The following is a 17940-nucleotide window of genomic DNA, read 5'->3' as shown; positions in this document are numbered from 1 at the left end:
AGGAGCGCAGGTTCAGGCGGATCAGGGATCGCGTTGTTTGAGCGAAGCGCAGCGTAGCGAGTTTAGCGAGACCCCGCCTGAACCGAGCACCGCAGGTTGCCCGCAGCGAAGCGGAGGGACGCAGCAACCAGGGTCGCCTTTTCTTTTGCTTACTTTTCTTTTGGCGAAGCAAAAGAAAAGTGAGTAGCCGCCGGGCTACCCCCGGCCAGCAACACTAAGCAGAGGGCACTCCGTCGGAAAAAACCAACCTAACCCAAAGTCTTGAACATCACAAAAGCATCCACCAACCCCAACTTCAAATGCCGAAAAGCCCGAGGCAAAGTCGCCACCACCTCAAACCCCAATCTTCGCCATAACCGAACCGCCCGTTCGTTGGTCGACACCACCAGGTTGAACTGCATCGCCAAGAAACCCATGGCCAGCGCCTCGCGCTGCGAGTGTTCGCACATCGCCGACGCCAGGCCCTGACCCTGGGCCTCGGGCGCGACCACATAACCGCAGTTGCAGACATGCGAACCCAGGCCGGGCTGGTTGGCTTTGATGAAATAGGTGCCCAACACGGGGCCTTGGCCGTCGCGCACCACATAGGTCGCCCGGGGCGCCTCCATCCATACGGCATGTATCTCTGCTTCGGTGCTGTCCGGCGAAAAAGCGTAGGTGTCGCCGGCTTCGAAGGTGGCGCGCAGCAGCGGCCAGACGGCCGGCCAGTCGGCTTCTTCGCAGCGGCGAATCTGTATCGGGCTCATGGCTTGGGGGCGTCCACCACTTCGGCGGCCGTGCGAAAGGCCTCGACCGCGGCGGGCAGGCCGCAGTAGATGCTGGCGTGCAGCAGCACCTCCTGGAGCTGCTCCGGCGTCACGCCGTTGTTCAAGGCGCCCCGCACATGGCCCTTGAGTTCATGCTGCTTGCCCAGGGCTGTCAGCATGGCCACGGTGATCAGGCTGCGCGTCTTCAGGTCCAGCCCCGGCCGCTGCCACACGTCGCCCCAGGCGTTGCGCGTGATGTAGTGCTGGATGGGCAGGGAAAAGTCGGTCGCCTTGCCAAAGGCATTGGCCACAAAGTCTTCACCCATCACCTGCTTGCGGGTGGCCAGGCCCTTGTCGAAGTCGCTGGAAGATGTCGAGGTCACGTGAGCTCCTTGGAAAAAATCCTCAAAGCCCAAGCGTAGTGGAAAACAAAAAAGCCCGCCCGGGCTTTCACCGGAGCGGGCAGGGATCAACGCCGTTCAGGTCAGGCCAGGTCGTAACGGTCCAGGTTCATGACCTTGGTCCAGGCGGCCACAAAGTCGCGCACGAACACCTGTTGCGAATCGCTGGACCCATAGACTTCCGCGATGGCGCGCAACTGGGAGTTCGAGCCGAAGACGAGGTCGGTCACCGTCGCCGTCCACTTGAGCTTGCCGGTGGTCCGGTCACGTCCCTCGAGCACGCCTTCGGATTCGGCGGACTTTTGCCACTTGGTGCGCATGTCGAGCAGGTTCACGAAGAAGTCGTTGCTCAATGTCCCCGGCCGTTTGGTGAAAACACCATGTTGGGCCTGCCCGGCATTGGCATTCAAGGCGCGCATGCCGCCGACCAGCACCGTCATCTCGGGGGCGGTCAGCGTCATCAGGTTGGCGCGGTCGACCAGCTGCTCGGCGGCACGCTGTTCCTGCCCCTTGCGGCCGTAGTTGCGAAAGCCGTCCGCGGTCGGCTCCAGCACGGCGAACGACGCCGCATCGGTCTGCTCCTGCGAAGCATCGGTGCGCCCTGGCGAAAAAGGCACTTTCACGTCGTGGCCGGCCTTCTTGGCGGCCGCCTCGACGGCCGCGCAGCCGCCGAGAACGATCAGGTCGGCCATCGACACCTTCTTGCCGCCGGACTGCGCGCCATTAAAACCGGCCTGGATGGACTCCAGCACTTTCAGGACTTTCGCCAGCTCCGCCGGCTGGTTGGCGTCCCAGTCTTTTTGGGGTGCGAGGCGGATGCGCGCCCCGTTCGCACCGCCGCGCTTGTCGCTGCCGCGGAAGGTCGCGGCGGACGCCCAGGCCGTCGTGACGAGCTGGGAGACGGACAGTCCGGAGGCGAGGACCATGGCCTTGAGGGCCGCGATGTCCTGCTCATTGACCAGCGGGTGGTCGACAGCGGGAAGCGGGTCCTGCCAGATCAATTCTTCCTTCGGCACCAGCGGGCCCAGGTAGCGCGCGGCCGGACCCATGTCGCGGTGCGTCAGCTTGTACCAGGCGCGGGCGAAGGCATCCGCGAACTCCTGCGGGTTGGCCATGAAGCGCCGCGAGATCTTCTCGTAGGCCGGGTCCATGCGCATGGCCATGTCGGCCGTGGTCATCATCGGGGCATGGCGCAGCGCGGGATCATGGGCATCCGGCACGGTGGTCGCGGCGGCCGGATCCTTGGGTTTCCACTGGTGCGCGCCGGCGGGGCTTTTCGTCAGTTCCCACTCGTAGCCGAACAGGTTCTCGAAGTAGCCGTTGTCCCACTTGGTGGGGTTCTTGGTCCAGGCTCCTTCGATACCGCTGGTGATGGTGTGGACACCGTGGCCGGCGCCGAACTTGTTGATCCAGCCAAAGCCCTGGTCCTCGATGCTGCCGCCCTCGGGCTCGGGGCCGACATGCTCGCCGGGATTGGCCGCGCCATGGGATTTGCCGAAGGTGTGCCCGCCGGCGGTCAGCGCGACGGTCTCCTCGTCGTTCATGGCCATGCGGGCGAAGGTCTCGCGGATGTCGCGTGCCGAGCCCAGCGGATCCGGCTTGCCGTTCGGGCCTTCGGGGTTCACGTAAATCAGGCCCATCTGGACCGCACCGAGGGGGTTTTCGAGTTCGCGATCGCCGGTGTAACGCTTGTCGCCCATCCACTCGGACTCAGGTCCCCAGTAAATCTCTTCCGGCTCCCAGACGTCGGGACGTCCGCCGGCAAAACCGAAGGTCTTCAATCCCATCGATTCCATGGCCACGGTACCGGCCAGGACCATCAGGTCGGCCCAGGAGATTTTCCGGCCGTACTTCTGCTTGATCGGCCACAACAGGCGGCGCGCCTTGTCGAGGTTCCCGTTGTCGGGCCAGCTGTTCAGCGGCGCGAAGCGCTGCGTGCCGGAACCGGCGCCGCCGCGGCCGTCTGCGATGCGGTAAGTGCCTGCGCTGTGCCAGGCCATGCGGATCAAAAACGGGCCGTAATGGCCGTAGTCCGCGGGCCACCAGTCCTGCGAATCCGTCATCAGCGCATGGAGGTCCTTGACGACGGCATGCAGGTCCAGGGTCTTGAATTCCTCGGCATAGTTGAACGCCAGGCCCATCGGGTCGGACAGCGGGGAGTTCTGGTGAAGAATCTTGAGGTTGAGCTGCTCGGGCCACCAGGCGGCATTGGTTGCGGCGCCAGCCAGTGCGTGTTTGCGGGCGCCGCCCGAGAATGGGCAGGAGGCTTCGCTTTGCGTGTTGTGATCGGCCATGATGGGTTACCTTCTATGAGTAAGTGGCGCCGTGTAAGGGCTTGGAGGGCTTGGGCTTGCCAGGCGGTTGGCCTGTGAAGCACAGTCTAGGTTTCGCAGCAAAATAATCAAAGGTAATTAAAAGTATTTATCTCATAGTTTTTATTAATTGCACGCCCACCGCCCGGCTTCCACGCCGCCGAACCTGCCCTCTTGCTTTACGCTTGAAGCCGGGCCACCTATAAATAAAGCCCTTGAAGGAGACCCTGATGACCAGCCCCAAAACCTCCGGCGCGGCACCCCGCTATCCCGCGCCCGAACTGAAAGACCTGCCACAAGACATCCAGGCCAAGATCCTGGAAGTACAGGAAAAAGCCGGCTTTGTGCCCAATGTCTTCCTGGCGCTGGCGCGCCGCCCCGCCGAGTGGCGCGCCTTCTTTGCGTACCACGATGCGCTTATGCTCAAGGAAGAGGGCTCCAACCCCAGCGGCACGCTGACCAAGGGCGAACGCGAGATGATCGTCACCACCACCAGCGCGGCCAACAACTGCCTGTACTGCGTGGTGGCGCATGGGGCCATCCTGCGGATTTATGAAAAGAAGCCGCTGGTGGCCGACCAGGTGGCCGTCAACTACCGCAAGGCCGACATCACGCCGCGCCAGCGCGCCATGCTGGACTTCGCCATGAAGGTCTGCCTGCAGGCCGACCGGATTGAAGACGCCGACTTCGAGGCGCTGTACGGCCACGGCTTTGACGACGAGGACGCCTGGGACATCGCGGCGATCACGGCTTTCTTCGGCCTCTCGAACCGCATGGCGAGCTTCAGCGACATGCAGCCCAACCCCGAGTTCTACCTGATGGGCCGCGTGCCCAAACAGCCCAAGCCGGCCTGAGGATTTCATGACTTCGACCGCCACCGCTTCTCCCGTCGCCCCGGCCGCGCCCAATCCCGCATCGGCCAACCCCTCCGGCCTGACCGTGCGCAAGCTCGAGGTCGACCTGGGCCAGGGCTTTGACCGCCACTGGTATGGCGGCGACGCCTTCCTGAGCCAGTACCACAATGCCCTGTCGATGAGCTTTCCGGTCGGCGAGCAATCCTTTATCGACTCCGTGCGCGACTGCGCGAAGCTGCTGCCGCAGACGCCCGAGCATGCCCTGCTGCACGAAGCCGCGGCGCAGTTCATAGGCCAGGAGGCCACGCACCGCCACATCCACGCGCTCTACAACGCGCACCTGGAAACGCAGGGCCTGGTCAACCGCTGGCAGCACTGGGCCACGGCGCGCATCGACTATGCGAAGAAAAGAGGCATCGCGCCGCGCCACTTCCTGGCGGTGACGGCCGCCTACGAACACCTCACCGCCGTGCTGGCCGACTACCTGCTGCGCCACAACGACACGCTGGACAGCGCCGACCCGAGAATGCAAACCCTCTGGCGCTGGCACGCCGCCGAGGAAACCGAGCACCGCGCCGTCGCCTATGACCTTTACCAGGCCGTGCAGGGCAACTACGCCTGGCGCATACGCTGGTACATCTACGCGGTGCTGCTGTTCACCTTCGACTCAGGGCGGCAGACGGTGCTTAACCTCTGGCACGACGGCACGCTGTTCAAGCCCGGAACCTGGTGGAGCGCAGCCAAATTTTTCTGGGGCCGCAAGGGCGCGATGTGGTACACCACGGGCCCGCTGCTGGCCTACTTCAGGCGCGGCTTCCACCCGGACCAGGAAGCGTCTGCGGAGCCCGGGCAGCAGACACGGACCCTGGCCCAGCGCTGGCTTAAAGAGAACGAGGACAGCTTTCGCGTTGTGCGCTGAGCCGAACCGTCCACAAAACCCTCCTGGCGTTGTTGCGTCGCCTTGCCGTGCCTTTAGCACTGTCTGCGGCGACGCGCCTAGCCAGGACCGCTTCGCTGGGTTTTGTGAACGGCTCTTATTCCTCGACGATTTTGCGCATCCAGTCCGGCAAGGGTCTGGATTTCTGCGCCGGAAAATCCACCCAGATGGTGGTGGCGCCGCCCGCGGCGCAGACCACGCCCGGCGCATCGCTGCGTTCCATGGTGGCCCAGCTTTCAAAGGTGCTGCGGCCCGGGTCGCTGACATACATCTTCATCAGCACGTCGCCCGGGTATTCGAGCTGCTTGTAGAAATTGCAAAAGGCGTTAACGATGACGGGACCCTCGCCCAACGGATCGGGTTTGCAGCCGATGCCGTACATCCAGTCTATGCGTATGGTTTCCAGGTAACGGAAGTAGCTGCCGTTGTTGAGGTGGCCCATGGCATCCATGTCGCCCCATCGGATCGGGATGACCATTTCATGCACCAGTTTTTTCTTCTCGGGGATTTCAATCTTCATGGTGGCCATCGCACCTAGCGGTGCGCCCGTATGGAGGCAAGAATGCCCAGCGTGAACAGCACGCAGGCGGTGAGCTGCACCAGGGTCGGCCAGCGGCCGTCCCAGGCAAAGGAATACAGCAGCGCAAAAATCGTTTCACTGACGATCAGCTGGCCGCACAGGCTGGCGCTGAGCCGCTGGCTGGCCATGTTCCAGAGGATGGTGGCCAGCCAGGTCGATCCCACACCCGCGACCACGCACAGCAGCACAAACATCCATCGGTCTTCACGCGCGGCCAGCACGCCGGCATCCGAGCCCGCCACGCCCCACATCAGCAGCGCGCCCAGGCCGGTGGCCACGCCCAGCCAGTTGGCCCAGTCGGTGGCGTTGACTTCAGGGTGGCGCTTGAGCCAGGCGGAATTAAGGATGGCGAAAGCCGTCCAGCAGACCAGCGAGGCCGTCACGAACAGCATGCCGCGCCAGAAATGCGTCGCCGTGCCCTGGCCGGCTTCGTGCGTGGACCCCATCATGAGCGCCAGCCCGGCCAGCGTGAGCGCCAGCCCCGGCAGCAGCGCCGCCCAGCGCAAACCCTGCGGCTTGCCCAGCAGCATGACCCAGATCGGAATGGTGCCGATGACGAGCGAAGGCACTTCGGTACCCGCGTCGCGTATCGCCAGCACCAGCAGCAGGTAATAGCCGCTGAATCCGAGGATGCTCATGACCAGCGCGGCCCAGGCCTGCCGCAGCGTGGGCAGGCGGCGGCTGCGCATACCCGCCAGCATCACCCCAGCGGCCAGCACACCGTAGACGGCAAAGCGCCCAGCTGTCAGGTCGATCGAGGAATAGCCGCCCGAGCCCATTTCGAGCATGCGCGGCGCCACAAACACCAGGCCCCACAGCGCACCCGCCGCGAGCCCGGCCAGAATGCCGGTCAGCATCTATCAGACATCAGGCGGTGTGCGCGGTGGCCACCAGGCGCAGTCCGAGCAAGCCCATGGCGCCGGCGGCCGTGCGGTCCACCACGGCCTTGCTGCGCAGGTAGGCGGCGCGCGGCACCGACGAAGACAGCACCACCGCCACCACGGCATACCAGCCTGTTTCCATCACGAGCACACCGGCCAGCACCAGCAAGGCAGCCGGCAGGGGAAACTGCGCGGGCAGCAGCGCCGCGAACACGCTGCTGTAGACCACCACGATCTTGGGATTGCTCAGCTGCGTGACAAGGCCCTGGCGGAACGATTGCAGCACCGTGCGGCGCGAGGCGCCCTTTTCGGCGCCGCCCATCTCGAGCGGCTGGTGCGCGCCGCGCCAGATCTGGACGGCGATCCACATCAGGTACAGGCCGCCGACAACCTTGAGCGCCATGTAGACGCCAGGCAAAGCCGCCAGCAGCGCCTGCAACCCGGCCAGTGCCAGCATGGCAAACACCAGCGCGCCCAGTCCCATGCCCAGCGCGGCGGCCAGCCCGTCGGCGCGCGAACGCGACACCGCGATGCGTGCGACCTGCACAAAGCTGGGGCCGGGGCTGACCACGCCCGCGAGCAAGGCCAGGAAGATCAGGCCTATCGGGCCGAGGTAAGGCACTACGGAATCCATCATGTTGATCTCTCTCTCCGTGAATTGATTGATGTTGTGAATCGGTTCAGACGCCAAAACCATCGTCAGCGGCAATGACGGCACCATTGACAAAATGGCTCTCGCCGCTCGCCAGCATCACCAGCAGCGCGTCCAGGTCCTGCGGCTTGCCGATGCGCTTGCGCGGCAGCATCTGGACCAGCTTCTTGCCCTGCTCGGTCTCCCAGTGGTGGTGGTTGATCTCGGTATCAATATAGCCGGGGCAGATCGCGTTGACGTTGATGCCGAACTTGCCCCACTCCAGCGCCATGGCTTTGGTCATCTGCACCACGGCGGCCTTGCTCATGCAATACACGCCGATCTGCGGCAGCACGCGCAGCCCGGCCATGGAGGCGATGTTGATGATGCGCCCGCCGGCATAGTTGCCGGGCCCGGCGCCGCGCGAACGGGCCAGCATGCGCTTGCCGACTTCCTGCGCCACGAAGAAGGCACCCTTCACATTGGTGTTGAAGACGAAGTCGTAGTCTTCCTCATCCACGTCCTGGATGCGCTGCGTGTTGCTCACGCCCGAGTTGTTGACCAGGATGTCGATGGGGCCGACTTCGGTTTCGGCATGGGCCACGCCGGCTTTGATGCTGGCGTGGTCGGTCACGTCGAGCTCGACCACGTGCGCGTCGCCGCCGGCCGCCTCGATCTGCGCGCGCAGGTCCTTGAGTTTGTCCAGCCTGCGGCTGGCCAGCACCACCGCCGCGCCGGCGCGGCTCAGTGTTTTGGCGAACTGGGCGCCCAGGCCGCCCGAGGCGCCGGTCACGAGGGCGACACGCCCCGTCAGATCAATGCTGTAAGCCATTAGAGGCTCCTCTCTCAATTTAAACCGCACAAAAGAGAACGACCGTTCGCATCGCGGCATTCGCGACATAAAATCCAACGCGAGACCGACAATCCTTCCTGAAAATCATTATCAGCGAGTCCCCGATGAATACCCAAGAAATTCTGGCCCAGTTCGGCCCCCGTGAGGCGATGGAATACGACGTGGTCGTGGTGGGCGGCGGCCCCGGCGGCCTCGCCACCGCGATTCGGCTCAAACAACTCGCGGCCGAAAAAGGCAAGGACATCTCCGTCGTGGTACTCGAAAAGGGATCGGAGCCCGGCGCCCACATCCTCTCGGGCGCCGTGATGGACCCGAAAGCACTGACCGAACTGCTGCCCGACTGGAAAGCCCAGGGCGCACCCTTGAACCAGCCCGTCACCGCCGACGAGGTGCTCTTCCTCAGCGAAAAAAGCGCGATCAAGACACCGGCGTTTTTTGTGCCGGACTGCTTTCACAACGAAGGCAACTACGTCATCAGCCTGGGCAATGTGGTGCGTTGGCTGGCGCAGCAGGCCGAGGCGCTGGGCGTTGAAATCTTCCCGGGCTTCGCGGCGGCCGAAGTACTCTACAACGACGATGGTTCCGTCAAGGGCGTGGCCACCGGCAACCTCGGCATCGGCAAGGACGGCCAGCCCACTGACAACTTCCAGCTCGGCATGGAACTGCACGGCAAATACACCGTGTTCGCCGAAGGCGCGCGCGGCCACCTGGGCCGCCAGCTGATCAGCCGTTTCAAGCTCGACGCAGGCCGCGACCCGCAGGGCTACGCGCTCGGCGTCAAAGAGCTGTGGGAAATCGACCCGGCCAAACACAAGCCGGGCCTGGTCATCCACACCGCCGGCTGGCCCATGGACAGCCAGACCTACGGCGGCGGCTTCATGTACCACCTCGAGGACAACAAGGCCACGCTGGGCATGGTCACCGGCCTGGACTACAGCAACCCTTACCTGAGCCCGTTTGAAGAAATGCAGCGCTGGAAGACGCATCCCAGCATCAAGCAGTACCTTGAAGGCGGCAAGCGCATCAGCTACGGCGCGCGCGCCATCACCGCGGGCGGCGCGTTGAGCCTGCCCAAGACCGTGTTCCCGGGCGGCGCGCTGATCGGCTGCGAAGCCGGCTACCTCAATGCGGCCCGTATCAAGGGCAGCCACGCGGCCATCAAGTCCGGCATGCTGGCCGCCGAAGCCGCCTATGACGCCGTCACCGCCGGCCGCCAGCACGACGAGCTGGCAGCCTACCCCGAGGCCTATGCCAAGAGCTGGCTGGCCGCGGAATTGAACCAGTCGCGCAACTTCAAGTCCTGGTTCAAGAAGGGCCTTTACGTCGGCGCCTTCATGACCGGCATCGAACATTGGCTGTTGCCCAAGCTGGGTTTCAAGTCGCCGCCCTGGACCATCCACAACAGCATCCCCGACTACGCCAAGCTCAAGCCGGCGGCCGAATGCACGCCCATCGTGTACCCCAAGCCCGACAACAAGATCACCTTCGATCGCCTGAGCTCTGTCTTTGTGTCGAACACCAACCACGAAGAACACCAGCCCGCGCACCTGACGCTGAAAGACGCGAGCGTGCCGGTCAACATCAACCTGGCCAAATACGCCGGCCCGGAAAGCCGCTACTGCCCGGCCGGCGTCTACGAGTTCGTGAAGAACCCCGACAACTCCGACCGCCTGCAGATCAATGCGCAGAACTGCGTGCATTGCAAGACCTGCGACATCAAGGACCCGACGCAGAACATCGTCTGGGTTACGCCCGAAGGCGGCGGCGGACCCAATTACGCGGGCATGTAAATCCACCGCAACCCAAATCGGAACGCTCCCATCGAAAAGCCCTTCTCATTTTGAGAAGGGCTTTTTCTTTTGTCCCGGTTTTGTCTCGGGTATCTAGCGGCGCGGCGCGGCAGCCATCAAGGCCTGTCCCGCCGTCACGAGTGAGTTCGCAGGCCCCTTCTTGCCGAGCAGCGGGCCGTTCATATAAGCGCCGTCGATCAGCAGCACAAGCTGGCCTGCCAGATCGTCGGGCTTGCGAACCCTCATCCTCTTTGCCATCACGGCCAGGCGGCGCAGCAGTTCCGTCTTGTTGCGCATGGAAACCGCGCGGGCGGGATGGCTTGGTTCCGGGAACTCGGTCGCCACATTGAGGAAGGGGCAGCCGCGGTACCTGGGCGCGGCGATGTGCTCGGCGATCCAGCGCAGGTGCGCCTGCAGTTCCGCCTCGGCATCGTCCGGCTCGTTCGCCGCGACGCTTTCCCAGTCCTCCCAGTATTCGGCATCCTCGCGCTCAAGGAATGCCACCACCAGATCGTCCTTGGTCGCGAAGTGCCGGTACAAGCTGGTCTTGGCGACGCCTGAGCGTTCCACCACCAGATCGACGCCGACAGCCCTGACGCCCTCCCGGTAGAACAGCGTTGCCGCGGTCTCCAGCACGCGGTCACGCACGCTTAGTGGGCCACGTTCGTCCGCCACCGGAGTGGCTGTCTCGGTATTTTTTTTCATCGAATTTCTCCACACAATTGACACGCTACAGATCTGTACTGTACATTATCCAAAACGATACCGATCTGTAGCGTTTTGAAGAAAACAACTCAACAAACAACTTCAACAAAGGGAATTCGTGATGACATCAAACAAGACAGTGACCGTCTACGGCGCTTATGGACACACCGGGCGCTTCGTGGTTTCAGAATTGCGCCGGCGCGGCTGGACGCCCATCCTCAGCGGACGCGATGCCGAAAAATTGCAGGCCTTTGGCGCCGGGCACCCCGGGCTCCAACTGCGGCCCGCATCGGTCGACGACCCTGCCGCGCTAGATCGCGCGCTGACGGGCGCCGCGGCGGTCATCAACTGCGCCGGCCCCTTTGCCAGCACCGCCGCACCGCTGATCGAAGCCGCCATGCGCGCGCGGATTCCCTACCTGGATGTCGCGGCCGAAATAGAAGCCAACATCGACACCTTCAATCTCTTCGCGGATCGCGCACGCGAAGCCGGCATCGTTGTGGTGCACGCGATGGCCTTCTACGGTGGCCTCGGCGACCTGCTGGCAACCGCAGCCATGGGCGACTGGACTTCAGCGGACGAAATTTCCATCGCCTACGGGCTTGACAGCTGGCGGCCAACACCGGGGACCCTGATCGCCGGCCAAGTATCAAAGCAGCGCCGGGACGGCCGCCGGGTCGCTTTTGCAAATGGAAAAATCGGCTACACCACCGAAGCCGCACCGGCCGCTGAATGGACCTTTGCCGAGCCGCTGGGAAAACAACCGGTCATCGCGGAATTCACCATGGCGGACACGGTGACGATCTCGCGCCACCTCAAGGTTCCCGAGATCCGTTCCTACATGACGGCCACGGCTGTCAAGGACCTGACCGATCCAAACCCGCAAGCGCCCGTGGCCGGTGACGACAGCGGGCTGTCGACGCAAACCTTTGTGGTGGAAGTGCTCGCGCGCCGTGGTGGCGAGGAACGCCGCGCCATCGCCCGCGGGCGGGACATCTACGGCTTCACCGCGCCGCTCGTGGTCGAGGCCATGGCACGCGTCATCGGCGGCCAGGTCAAAACCACCGGTGTCCTGACCGCCGGTGAAGCATTCGACGCTCCGGACTTCCTGGCATCGCTGAGCCCCACGCATCTTTCTCTCGAGATGCGATAGCGATAGGTCTGACAGGCCTTCTTCCGGCTCTCTGCCAAACCAGAAGAACCCGGAAGAATCCGGAAGAACCCGCGCGATTTTCCAAAGGCCGCATCCCGCATGCGGCCTTTATCTTTCAGTCGCGTGCACGCCACAGATACGCGGCACAAGCCTGGAAACCTTTGTGACTTTCTGTCGGCGCGGCAAAACGCGCCCTGCAGCGAGCGCACGGCAAACGCCCCCCGTCCGCACACGGTTTGCGTGCGCCATTCACAAGTGCTTACCGAACGATTCGACACGCTTTAGGGCCTGTGTCCGGGCATCCGACGCAGGCTTGCGGCTTACGCTGACACGCCTTCCACCATCGCCACAAAGACACTGGAGTCATCCCAGGTACGGGATGTGGCCGCGCCAATCACCGGCGGCCAGGCCGTTGTGTCAGCGTTTTTTTTGGCGCATCCACCCGCTGCCCGTCAGCTTCTTATCCATTGATCCAATGACAAAAAACATCCCCAGCGTGCTGCTGACCGGCGGCGCAGGTTATATCGGAAGCCACACCTTTGTGGCTCTGGTGGAGGCCGGCTTGCAGCCGGTCATCCTCGATGATTTTTCGAACAGCCACCCGGCCGTGCTGGAGCGGCTGGCGCAATTGACGGGCCGGAGCGTTCCCTGCGAACAAGGCAACGTGCTGGACACCGCCTTTGTGGCCGAGGTGCTGCGGCGCCACCGCTGTGTCGCCGCCGTGCACTTCGCCGGCTTCAAGGCCGTTGGCGAAAGCGTGCAGCAGCCCCTGATGTACTACCGCAACAACGTGAGCGGCCTGGTCAGCCTGCTGGAGGCCATGGCCACCACCGCCGCCTGCCGCTCCGTGGTGTTTTCCTCGAGCGCCACGGTCTACGGAGACCCGGCCAGCGTGCCGATAGATGAACGCTTCCCCTGCGCACCCGAGAGCCCCTATGCCGAGAGCAAGCTCATGTGTGAAAACATCCTGGCTTCGCTGCGCGCGTCGGATCCGTCATGGCGCACCGGCGTGCTGCGCTACTTCAACCCGGTGGGTGCGCACCCCAGCGGCCTGATCGGCGAAGACCCGAACGGCATCCCCAACAACCTGATGCCTTTTGTGACCCAGGTGGCCGTGGGCAAGCGGGCCCGCCTTCAGGTCTTCGGCAGCGACTACCCGACGCCCGACGGCACCGGCGTGCGAGACTACCTGCACGTGTCCGACCTGGCCGCCGGCCATGTGGCCGCCGTGCAGGCGCTGCTGGCCAAAGGCGAGAGCTTCACAGTGAACCTGGGCACCGGTGAAGGCACCAGCGTGCTGGGCGTGGTGCGCGCCTTCGAGCGCGCCAGCGGCCAGCCCATCCCGTTTGAATTCGCGCCGCGGCGCGCGGGCGACGTGGCGCAGTATTTTGCCGACGTATCGTTGGCCCGCAGCGTGCTGGGCTGGCGTGCCATGCGCAACATCGACGACATGTGCCGCGATTCCTGGCACTGGCAGCAACGCAACCCCGACGGCTACCGGACCTTGCCCTCCGGCAGCCCCGCCACGCATGCCCCGGCCCCTGTGCGCAATAGCCCGAACGGCCCCATCCGCCCAGCGGTCAGCGTGTGATTCGCCACGGCGCAAGACAGGTGCCCCATGCGCACAAAACACATCTGCTTTCACCAGCACAAAACAGGCCATGAGCCGTTCGGACTATTGCCGATTGCTGCACTGCACAAGACACTCATCTCCTGCTTTGACAGAGGAGAAATTCATGCTTAAAGCGCTTATTACCGCCATGACCGCCGCCGTTCTGGCCACCTGGATGGCTCCAGCATCGGCCTACTCCGATTCTTCCGACCAGCCGCCACCACAGGCGCTCCCCGCCAAGGCAAGCGCCGCAAAAAACACGCCCATGAAGTTGCAGGCCGACGCCGATACGGTCAAGGTCCGCGCCGTCTACAGCCCGGACATACGCCCACGCCCCAACCCGCCACAGGCCTTCGCGGCCGATGACGAACCGGAGGCCGGGGAATCCGGCTGGCGCTCCTACGGCATGCTGCTGGCCACCCTGGTGCTGATGGGCGTGATCGCCGTGCGGCGCTTCAAGGAGGGAAGGCATTGAGCGTGAGCGGACTCGGCCGGCCCGGCGTCGCAGCGGTCAAATGGAGCGCGGCGTCCACGGTTGCCCGCTTCGCGCTGCAGCTGATGGCCCAGGTCGTCCTGGCCCGCACGCTGGGCCCGGACATCTTCGGTGTGTTCGCCATCGGTATGGTGGTGCTGACCTTTGCCACCTTTGTGTCCGGCTTCGGTTTCAGCTGGAGCCTGCTGCAGCGCGAAAAACTCAGCGACGAGGACGTGCGCTTTGCCTGGACCTGGCAGCTCATCGTGGGCCTGGCGACCACGCTGGCCGTCTACCTGCTGGCGCCCTTGCTGGCCGCCTATTTCCGCGAGCCGCGCGCGCTGGCCGTCATTGAATGGCTTTCGCTGGCCTGTCTGCTGGGCGCCGCCGCGCAGCCGGCCACCTACCTGCTGCAGCGCGACCTCAACTTCCGCGCCGTAGGCCTGGTACAGGTGGGCAGCTACGCGGCGGGTTATATCGCGGTGGGCCTGCCGATGGCGCTGACGGGCCAGGGCGAGGCCTCGCTGGTGGCGGCCTGGCTGGTCCAAGTGGCGGTGCAGCTGGCAGCCAGCTATGCGCTCAAGCCGCACGCGGTACGCCCGCTGCTCTGGTATGCCGATGCGCGCTCGGCCGTGGGCACCGGGCACACCGTGTTCTTCACCAACATCGTCAACTGGGTGCTCAACAACCTGGACCGCGTGCTGATAGGGCGCCTGCTCAACGCGCAGGCGCTGGGCCTCTACAACGTCGCCTACAACCTGGCGACCATGCCCAACACCTTGCTGCTGGGTGCGCTGCAGCCGGCCTTCCTGGCGGCCGGCGCGCGCCTGCAAAACGATTTGCCGCGGCTGGGCCGCGCCTACCTGCAGATGCTGGCCACCATCGTGGTGCTGGGCCTGCCGGCTTTTGTGACGCTGGCGTTTATTTCGCGCGACATCGTGCGCGTGCTCTACGGGCCGGCCTGGAGCGACGCGGCCTGGGTGCTGGGCGCGCTGTTCCTGTGCATGCCGGCCTATGTCATCTGGGGCCTGTCGACGCCGGTGCTGTGGAACACCGGCCGCAAACGTTATGAGTCCATGCTGCAGCTGCCGCTGGTCGCCGCCGGCGCGCTGGGCTTTTACCTGCTGGCCGGCCAGGGCATCCATGTCGCCGCGGCCGTGGCGGGCGGGCTGCTGGTGCTGCGCGCGGCCGTCATCACCACCGCGGCCTTCCGCGCGCTGGACCTGCGCGCAAGCGCCTTGCTGCCGCACGCCTGGCGCGGCCTGCTGCTGAGCGCGCTCTGCGTCGGCGGCGCGCTGGCTGGGCAGCACGCCGTGGCGACATTCAACACGCCGCTGATTTCGCTGGCCGCCGGCGCGCTCGCGGCCGGCGTGCTGCCGGCGCTGTTGCTGCTGCTGCGGCCGCAGGTGCTGGGCCCGGACGCCTCCGACATGGTGATCCGTTTCCTGCCCGGCGCGGCGAAATTCCTGCGCCGACCCGCGGCCGCTTCCGCCCTGCCCGCGTCCCTGGGCGAACAGCATCCTTAAGGCGGCTCACCATGGACCAGCCCATCGTCATTTCAGTCCTCGTCGCCGGCGCCATCCTGGCGGCGCTCACCGCCGCGCTGGGCATGGCGGGCGCGGTCCACGTGACCTCGCGCCGGGCGCACGGTTATATGCACTTCATCTTCTACGCCATCCTGCTGATGGTGGCCATGGCCAATCTTCTTTCAGGCCGCGACCTCTCCAGCAGCAACATGAAGTTCGACGAAGTGGCCGTGGTGGTGCGCCACCCGCTGGTGTCGCTGATGCAGCCCCTGGCCTCGCTGCTGCTGCTCACGCTGGCCGGCGAACGCGTGATCACGCACTGGATACGCCGCGGCAAGGCCGCGCAGGCACCTTCCGCTTTACCGGTGGCCTTTCTACTTTTCTGGCTCGGCACCGTGGCCGCGCCGGCCCTGCTGGGCGCGCACCCGCAGCTGTCGCACGACTATGTGTACCCCCTGGTGATAGGCTTCGCGGCGGTGCTGGCGACGGCCACCGAACGCGACCTGGCCTTTGGCGCGGCACGCAATGCCCTGCTGCTCTTCATCGCCGCCGGGCTGCTGCTGGTTCCTTTCAAGCCCAGCCTGGTGCTGGACGCCTCTTACACCCAAGGCCTGCTGCCGGGCGTGCCGCGCCTGGCGGGCCTGGCTCCCCATGCCGTGTCCTTGGGCATGCTGGCGCAACTGGGCCTCTTGTGCCTGCTCGCGCGCCCCTTGCAGCGCGTGTGGCTCAACCGCCTGGCCTGGGCCATGGGCCTGTTCGTGCTGTTCCTCGCGCAATCCAAGACCGCGTGGATTTCCTTCACGCTGTGCTCCGCCTGCATCCTCATCGTTCGCCAGGGCCCCGGCTTCATGCGCCGTGTGGGCGACCCGGTGCGGCCGGAGTTCGGCATCGTCTCGCTGCTGGCGTTCATGGCCGCCGTCGTCGGCCTTGCCGCCCTGCTGATGTTCGGCGACATCGACGCGCGCCTGAGCAGTTTTTTCGACAGCGCCCAGGGCGCGCAGCTGGCGTCCATGACGGGGCGCGACCAGATCTGGGCCATCGCTTATGACGAATGGCAGCGCAACCCGGTGTTCGGTTATGGGCCGACCCTGTGGGACGCGACCTTTCGCGAAGCCATAGGCATGCCCAACGCGACCCATGCGCACAACCAGTTCATGGACACGCTGTCGCGCTCGGGAACGGTGGGCGCGGCGGCGCTGGTGCTGTATGCGCTGGTGCTGCTGGTGCTGTCCATCCGCTACGCCCGCGCCAGCGGCGGCCTCACGCTGGCGTTGTTCGTGGCACTGGTGCTGCGCGCCATCAGCGAGGTGCCGCTGCTGCTCTTCGGCTACGGCCCTGAATTGATTGCCCATGTATTGCTGCTGATGACGCTGGCCGCCGCCGTGCGCGAAGCCCGCGAGCGCAAACGCCGGCCGGCGGACAGGCCGCCGGTGCCGCGCGCCGCATCGGCTTTTTCCCCGGGCCCCAGATCTCCTCAACCTCCCCTGGCCGCCGCGCGGCTGCACCGATGAAGCCATGAAATTTTCCATCGTCATCCCGCTTTACAACAAGGCGCCTTACATCAGCGGTACGCTCGCGTCGGTGCTCGCGCAGACCTTCACCGACTTCGAAGTGATCGTGGTGGACGACGGCTCCACCGACGGCGGCGCGGAGCTCGTGAGCTTCGTCACCGACCCGCGCGTGCGCCTGGTGCGCCAGGCCAACGCAGGCGTCTCGGCGGCGCGCAACCACGGCATCGCGCTGGCGCGCGGCGAGTGGGTGGCCTTTCTCGACGCCGACGACTGGCACCACCCCGACTACCTCGCCACGCTGGTGTGGACCCAGGCGCGCTGCCCCCAGGCCGACACCGTGGCCACCGACTACCTTCCGGTGCCCGACACCCTGGACATGTGGCCACCGCGCTGGCCCGCGATGGACAGCAACCCGGACATAGAGGTCGTCACCGACCTGCCGCGGCGCTGGATGGCCTCGCCGACGCTGTGCACCAGTGCCGTCTCGGTGCGGCGCACGCGGCTGCTGGCTATGCAGCCCTGCTTTCCCCCCGGTGAATCGCATGGCGAAGACGTGGACCTGTGGTTCCGCCTCGCGGAGCAGGCGCCGGTGGCGCTGGCCCACACGCCGCTAATGGCCTACCGGCTCGCCGTGGAAGGCGGCCTCAGCAGCGGGCATGCGCCGCTGGCCATGCCGCCTTTTCTCGAGCGCATGGAGCAGCGCGCGCTTTCCGGCGCCATGCCACCCGCGCGGCGCGGCTCGGCACTGTGGCTGGTGGCCCAGTACCAGCTCACGCTGGCGCGGCAGGCGCTGGCCGTCGGCAATCGTCGCGAAGGCTGGGCCTGGCTAATCAAGGCGCACCGCGCGGCCGGCGGAAAGCGCTGGTGGCTGACAGCCGCCATGGCGCTCTTCATGCCGGGCCCGCTGGTCAGGAACTGGCAGCGCTGGCGGGTGCGCCGCACCGTACCTGCGGCCAGCCCCGCCGAAGCAGGATAA

Annotated in this window: 17 protein-coding genes; 9 read left to right on the top strand and 8 right to left on the bottom strand. The window is 65.3% G+C overall.

What is annotated here, in order from left to right; genetic code table 11:
• Positions 1 to 248 precede the first annotated feature (248 nt).
• The 3 genes from AC1D0O_RS17680 to katG all read right to left on the bottom strand — a co-directional run bounded on the left by AC1D0O_RS17680 (position 249) and on the right by katG (position 3441).
• Complete coding sequence (locus tag AC1D0O_RS17680) at positions 249 to 746, bottom strand: N-acetyltransferase family protein (protein ID WP_477654807.1); 498 nt, start codon at positions 744 to 746, stop codon at positions 249 to 251.
• Positions 743 to 1072: a carboxymuconolactone decarboxylase family protein gene (locus AC1D0O_RS17675; protein WP_436155385.1), complete on the bottom strand. Its 330-nt coding sequence runs from the start codon at positions 1070 to 1072 to the stop codon at positions 743 to 745. The genes AC1D0O_RS17680 and AC1D0O_RS17675 overlap by 4 nt, the downstream gene beginning before the upstream one ends.
• Positions 1073 to 1230: 158 nt before the next feature.
• Entirely contained in the window at positions 1231 to 3441 is a 2211-nt protein-coding gene (gene katG, locus AC1D0O_RS17670) for a catalase/peroxidase HPI (protein WP_477654806.1), read from the bottom strand.
• A gap of 248 nt (positions 3442 to 3689) precedes the next feature.
• Here katG and AC1D0O_RS17665 point away from each other — a divergent pair, with 248 nt between their 5' ends.
• Positions 3690 to 4313 (top strand): peroxidase-related enzyme, encoded by a 624-nt coding sequence (locus tag AC1D0O_RS17665; RefSeq protein WP_477654805.1) that lies wholly within the window; start codon positions 3690 to 3692, stop codon positions 4311 to 4313.
• A 7-nt stretch (positions 4314 to 4320) separates the two neighbouring features.
• A complete protein-coding gene (locus tag AC1D0O_RS17660) occupies positions 4321 to 5232 on the top strand; it encodes a metal-dependent hydrolase (protein ID WP_477654804.1) in 912 nt (303 codons plus the stop codon).
• Positions 5233 to 5347: 115 nt separating this feature from the next.
• Here AC1D0O_RS17660 and AC1D0O_RS17655 read toward each other — a convergent pair whose 3' ends face one another.
• From AC1D0O_RS17655 to AC1D0O_RS17640, 4 genes are read right to left on the bottom strand one after another with little or no spacing between them, the layout of a single operon-like run.
• Positions 5348 to 5770, bottom strand: a complete 423-nt coding sequence (locus AC1D0O_RS17655) for an acyl-CoA thioesterase (RefSeq protein WP_477654803.1) — start codon at positions 5768 to 5770, stop codon at positions 5348 to 5350.
• 14 nt (positions 5771 to 5784) lie between these two features.
• Positions 5785 to 6687 carry a DMT family transporter gene (locus AC1D0O_RS17650; RefSeq protein ID WP_477654802.1) on the bottom strand — a complete coding sequence of 301 codons (903 nt, stop codon included), beginning with the start codon at positions 6685 to 6687 and terminating at the stop codon, positions 5785 to 5787.
• A gap of 10 nt (positions 6688 to 6697) precedes the next feature.
• Positions 6698 to 7348, bottom strand: a complete 651-nt coding sequence (locus AC1D0O_RS17645; RefSeq protein ID WP_477654801.1) for a LysE family translocator — start codon at positions 7346 to 7348, stop codon at positions 6698 to 6700.
• Between the two features lie 43 nt (positions 7349 to 7391).
• Positions 7392 to 8174: an SDR family oxidoreductase gene (locus AC1D0O_RS17640; protein WP_477654800.1), complete on the bottom strand. Its 783-nt coding sequence runs from the start codon at positions 8172 to 8174 to the stop codon at positions 7392 to 7394.
• A 125-nt stretch (positions 8175 to 8299) separates the two neighbouring features.
• Between AC1D0O_RS17640 and AC1D0O_RS17635 the strand changes: the two genes are divergently transcribed.
• Positions 8300 to 9985 (top strand): electron transfer flavoprotein-ubiquinone oxidoreductase, encoded by a 1686-nt coding sequence (locus tag AC1D0O_RS17635; RefSeq protein ID WP_477654799.1) that lies wholly within the window; start codon positions 8300 to 8302, stop codon positions 9983 to 9985.
• Positions 9986 to 10078: 93 nt separating this feature from the next.
• Here the strand turns inward: AC1D0O_RS17635 and AC1D0O_RS17630 are convergent, their stop codons facing one another.
• A complete protein-coding gene (locus AC1D0O_RS17630) occupies positions 10079 to 10690 on the bottom strand; it encodes a TetR/AcrR family transcriptional regulator (protein WP_477654798.1) in 612 nt (203 codons plus the stop codon).
• Positions 10691 to 10811: 121 nt separating this feature from the next.
• On the opposite strand from AC1D0O_RS17630, the gene AC1D0O_RS17625 reads away from it, so the two are divergent.
• The 6 genes from AC1D0O_RS17625 (at position 10812) to AC1D0O_RS17600 (ending at position 17940) form a co-directional block, all read left to right on the top strand.
• Positions 10812 to 11843 (top strand): saccharopine dehydrogenase family protein, encoded by a 1032-nt coding sequence (locus AC1D0O_RS17625; RefSeq protein WP_477654797.1) that lies wholly within the window; start codon positions 10812 to 10814, stop codon positions 11841 to 11843.
• A 475-nt stretch (positions 11844 to 12318) separates the two neighbouring features.
• Positions 12319 to 13434, top strand: coding sequence for a UDP-glucose 4-epimerase GalE (gene galE, locus AC1D0O_RS17620; RefSeq protein ID WP_477654796.1), 1116 nt, complete (start codon positions 12319 to 12321; stop codon positions 13432 to 13434).
• A 145-nt stretch (positions 13435 to 13579) separates the two neighbouring features.
• On the top strand, positions 13580 to 13930 hold the full coding sequence (locus AC1D0O_RS17615) for a hypothetical protein (RefSeq protein WP_477654795.1): 351 nt from the start codon (positions 13580 to 13582) through the stop codon (positions 13928 to 13930).
• A gap of 2 nt (positions 13931 to 13932) precedes the next feature.
• Positions 13933 to 15453 (top strand): lipopolysaccharide biosynthesis protein, encoded by a 1521-nt coding sequence (locus AC1D0O_RS17610; protein ID WP_477654794.1) that lies wholly within the window; start codon positions 13933 to 13935, stop codon positions 15451 to 15453.
• A gap of 11 nt (positions 15454 to 15464) precedes the next feature.
• Positions 15465 to 16964 carry an O-antigen ligase family protein gene (locus AC1D0O_RS17605; RefSeq protein WP_477654793.1) on the top strand — a complete coding sequence of 500 codons (1500 nt, stop codon included), beginning with the start codon at positions 15465 to 15467 and terminating at the stop codon, positions 16962 to 16964.
• Positions 16965 to 16968: 4 nt separating this feature from the next.
• The gene (locus AC1D0O_RS17600) at positions 16969 to 17940 is read left to right on the top strand and encodes a glycosyltransferase family 2 protein (protein ID WP_477654792.1); all 972 of its coding nucleotides are present in this window, start codon (positions 16969 to 16971) and stop codon (positions 17938 to 17940) included.

The organism is Polaromonas sp. P1_F2 (genome assembly GCF_056405735.1).
The sequence above is the reverse complement of the archived record's forward strand: the minus strand, read 5'-3'. Positions and strand labels throughout refer to the sequence as shown.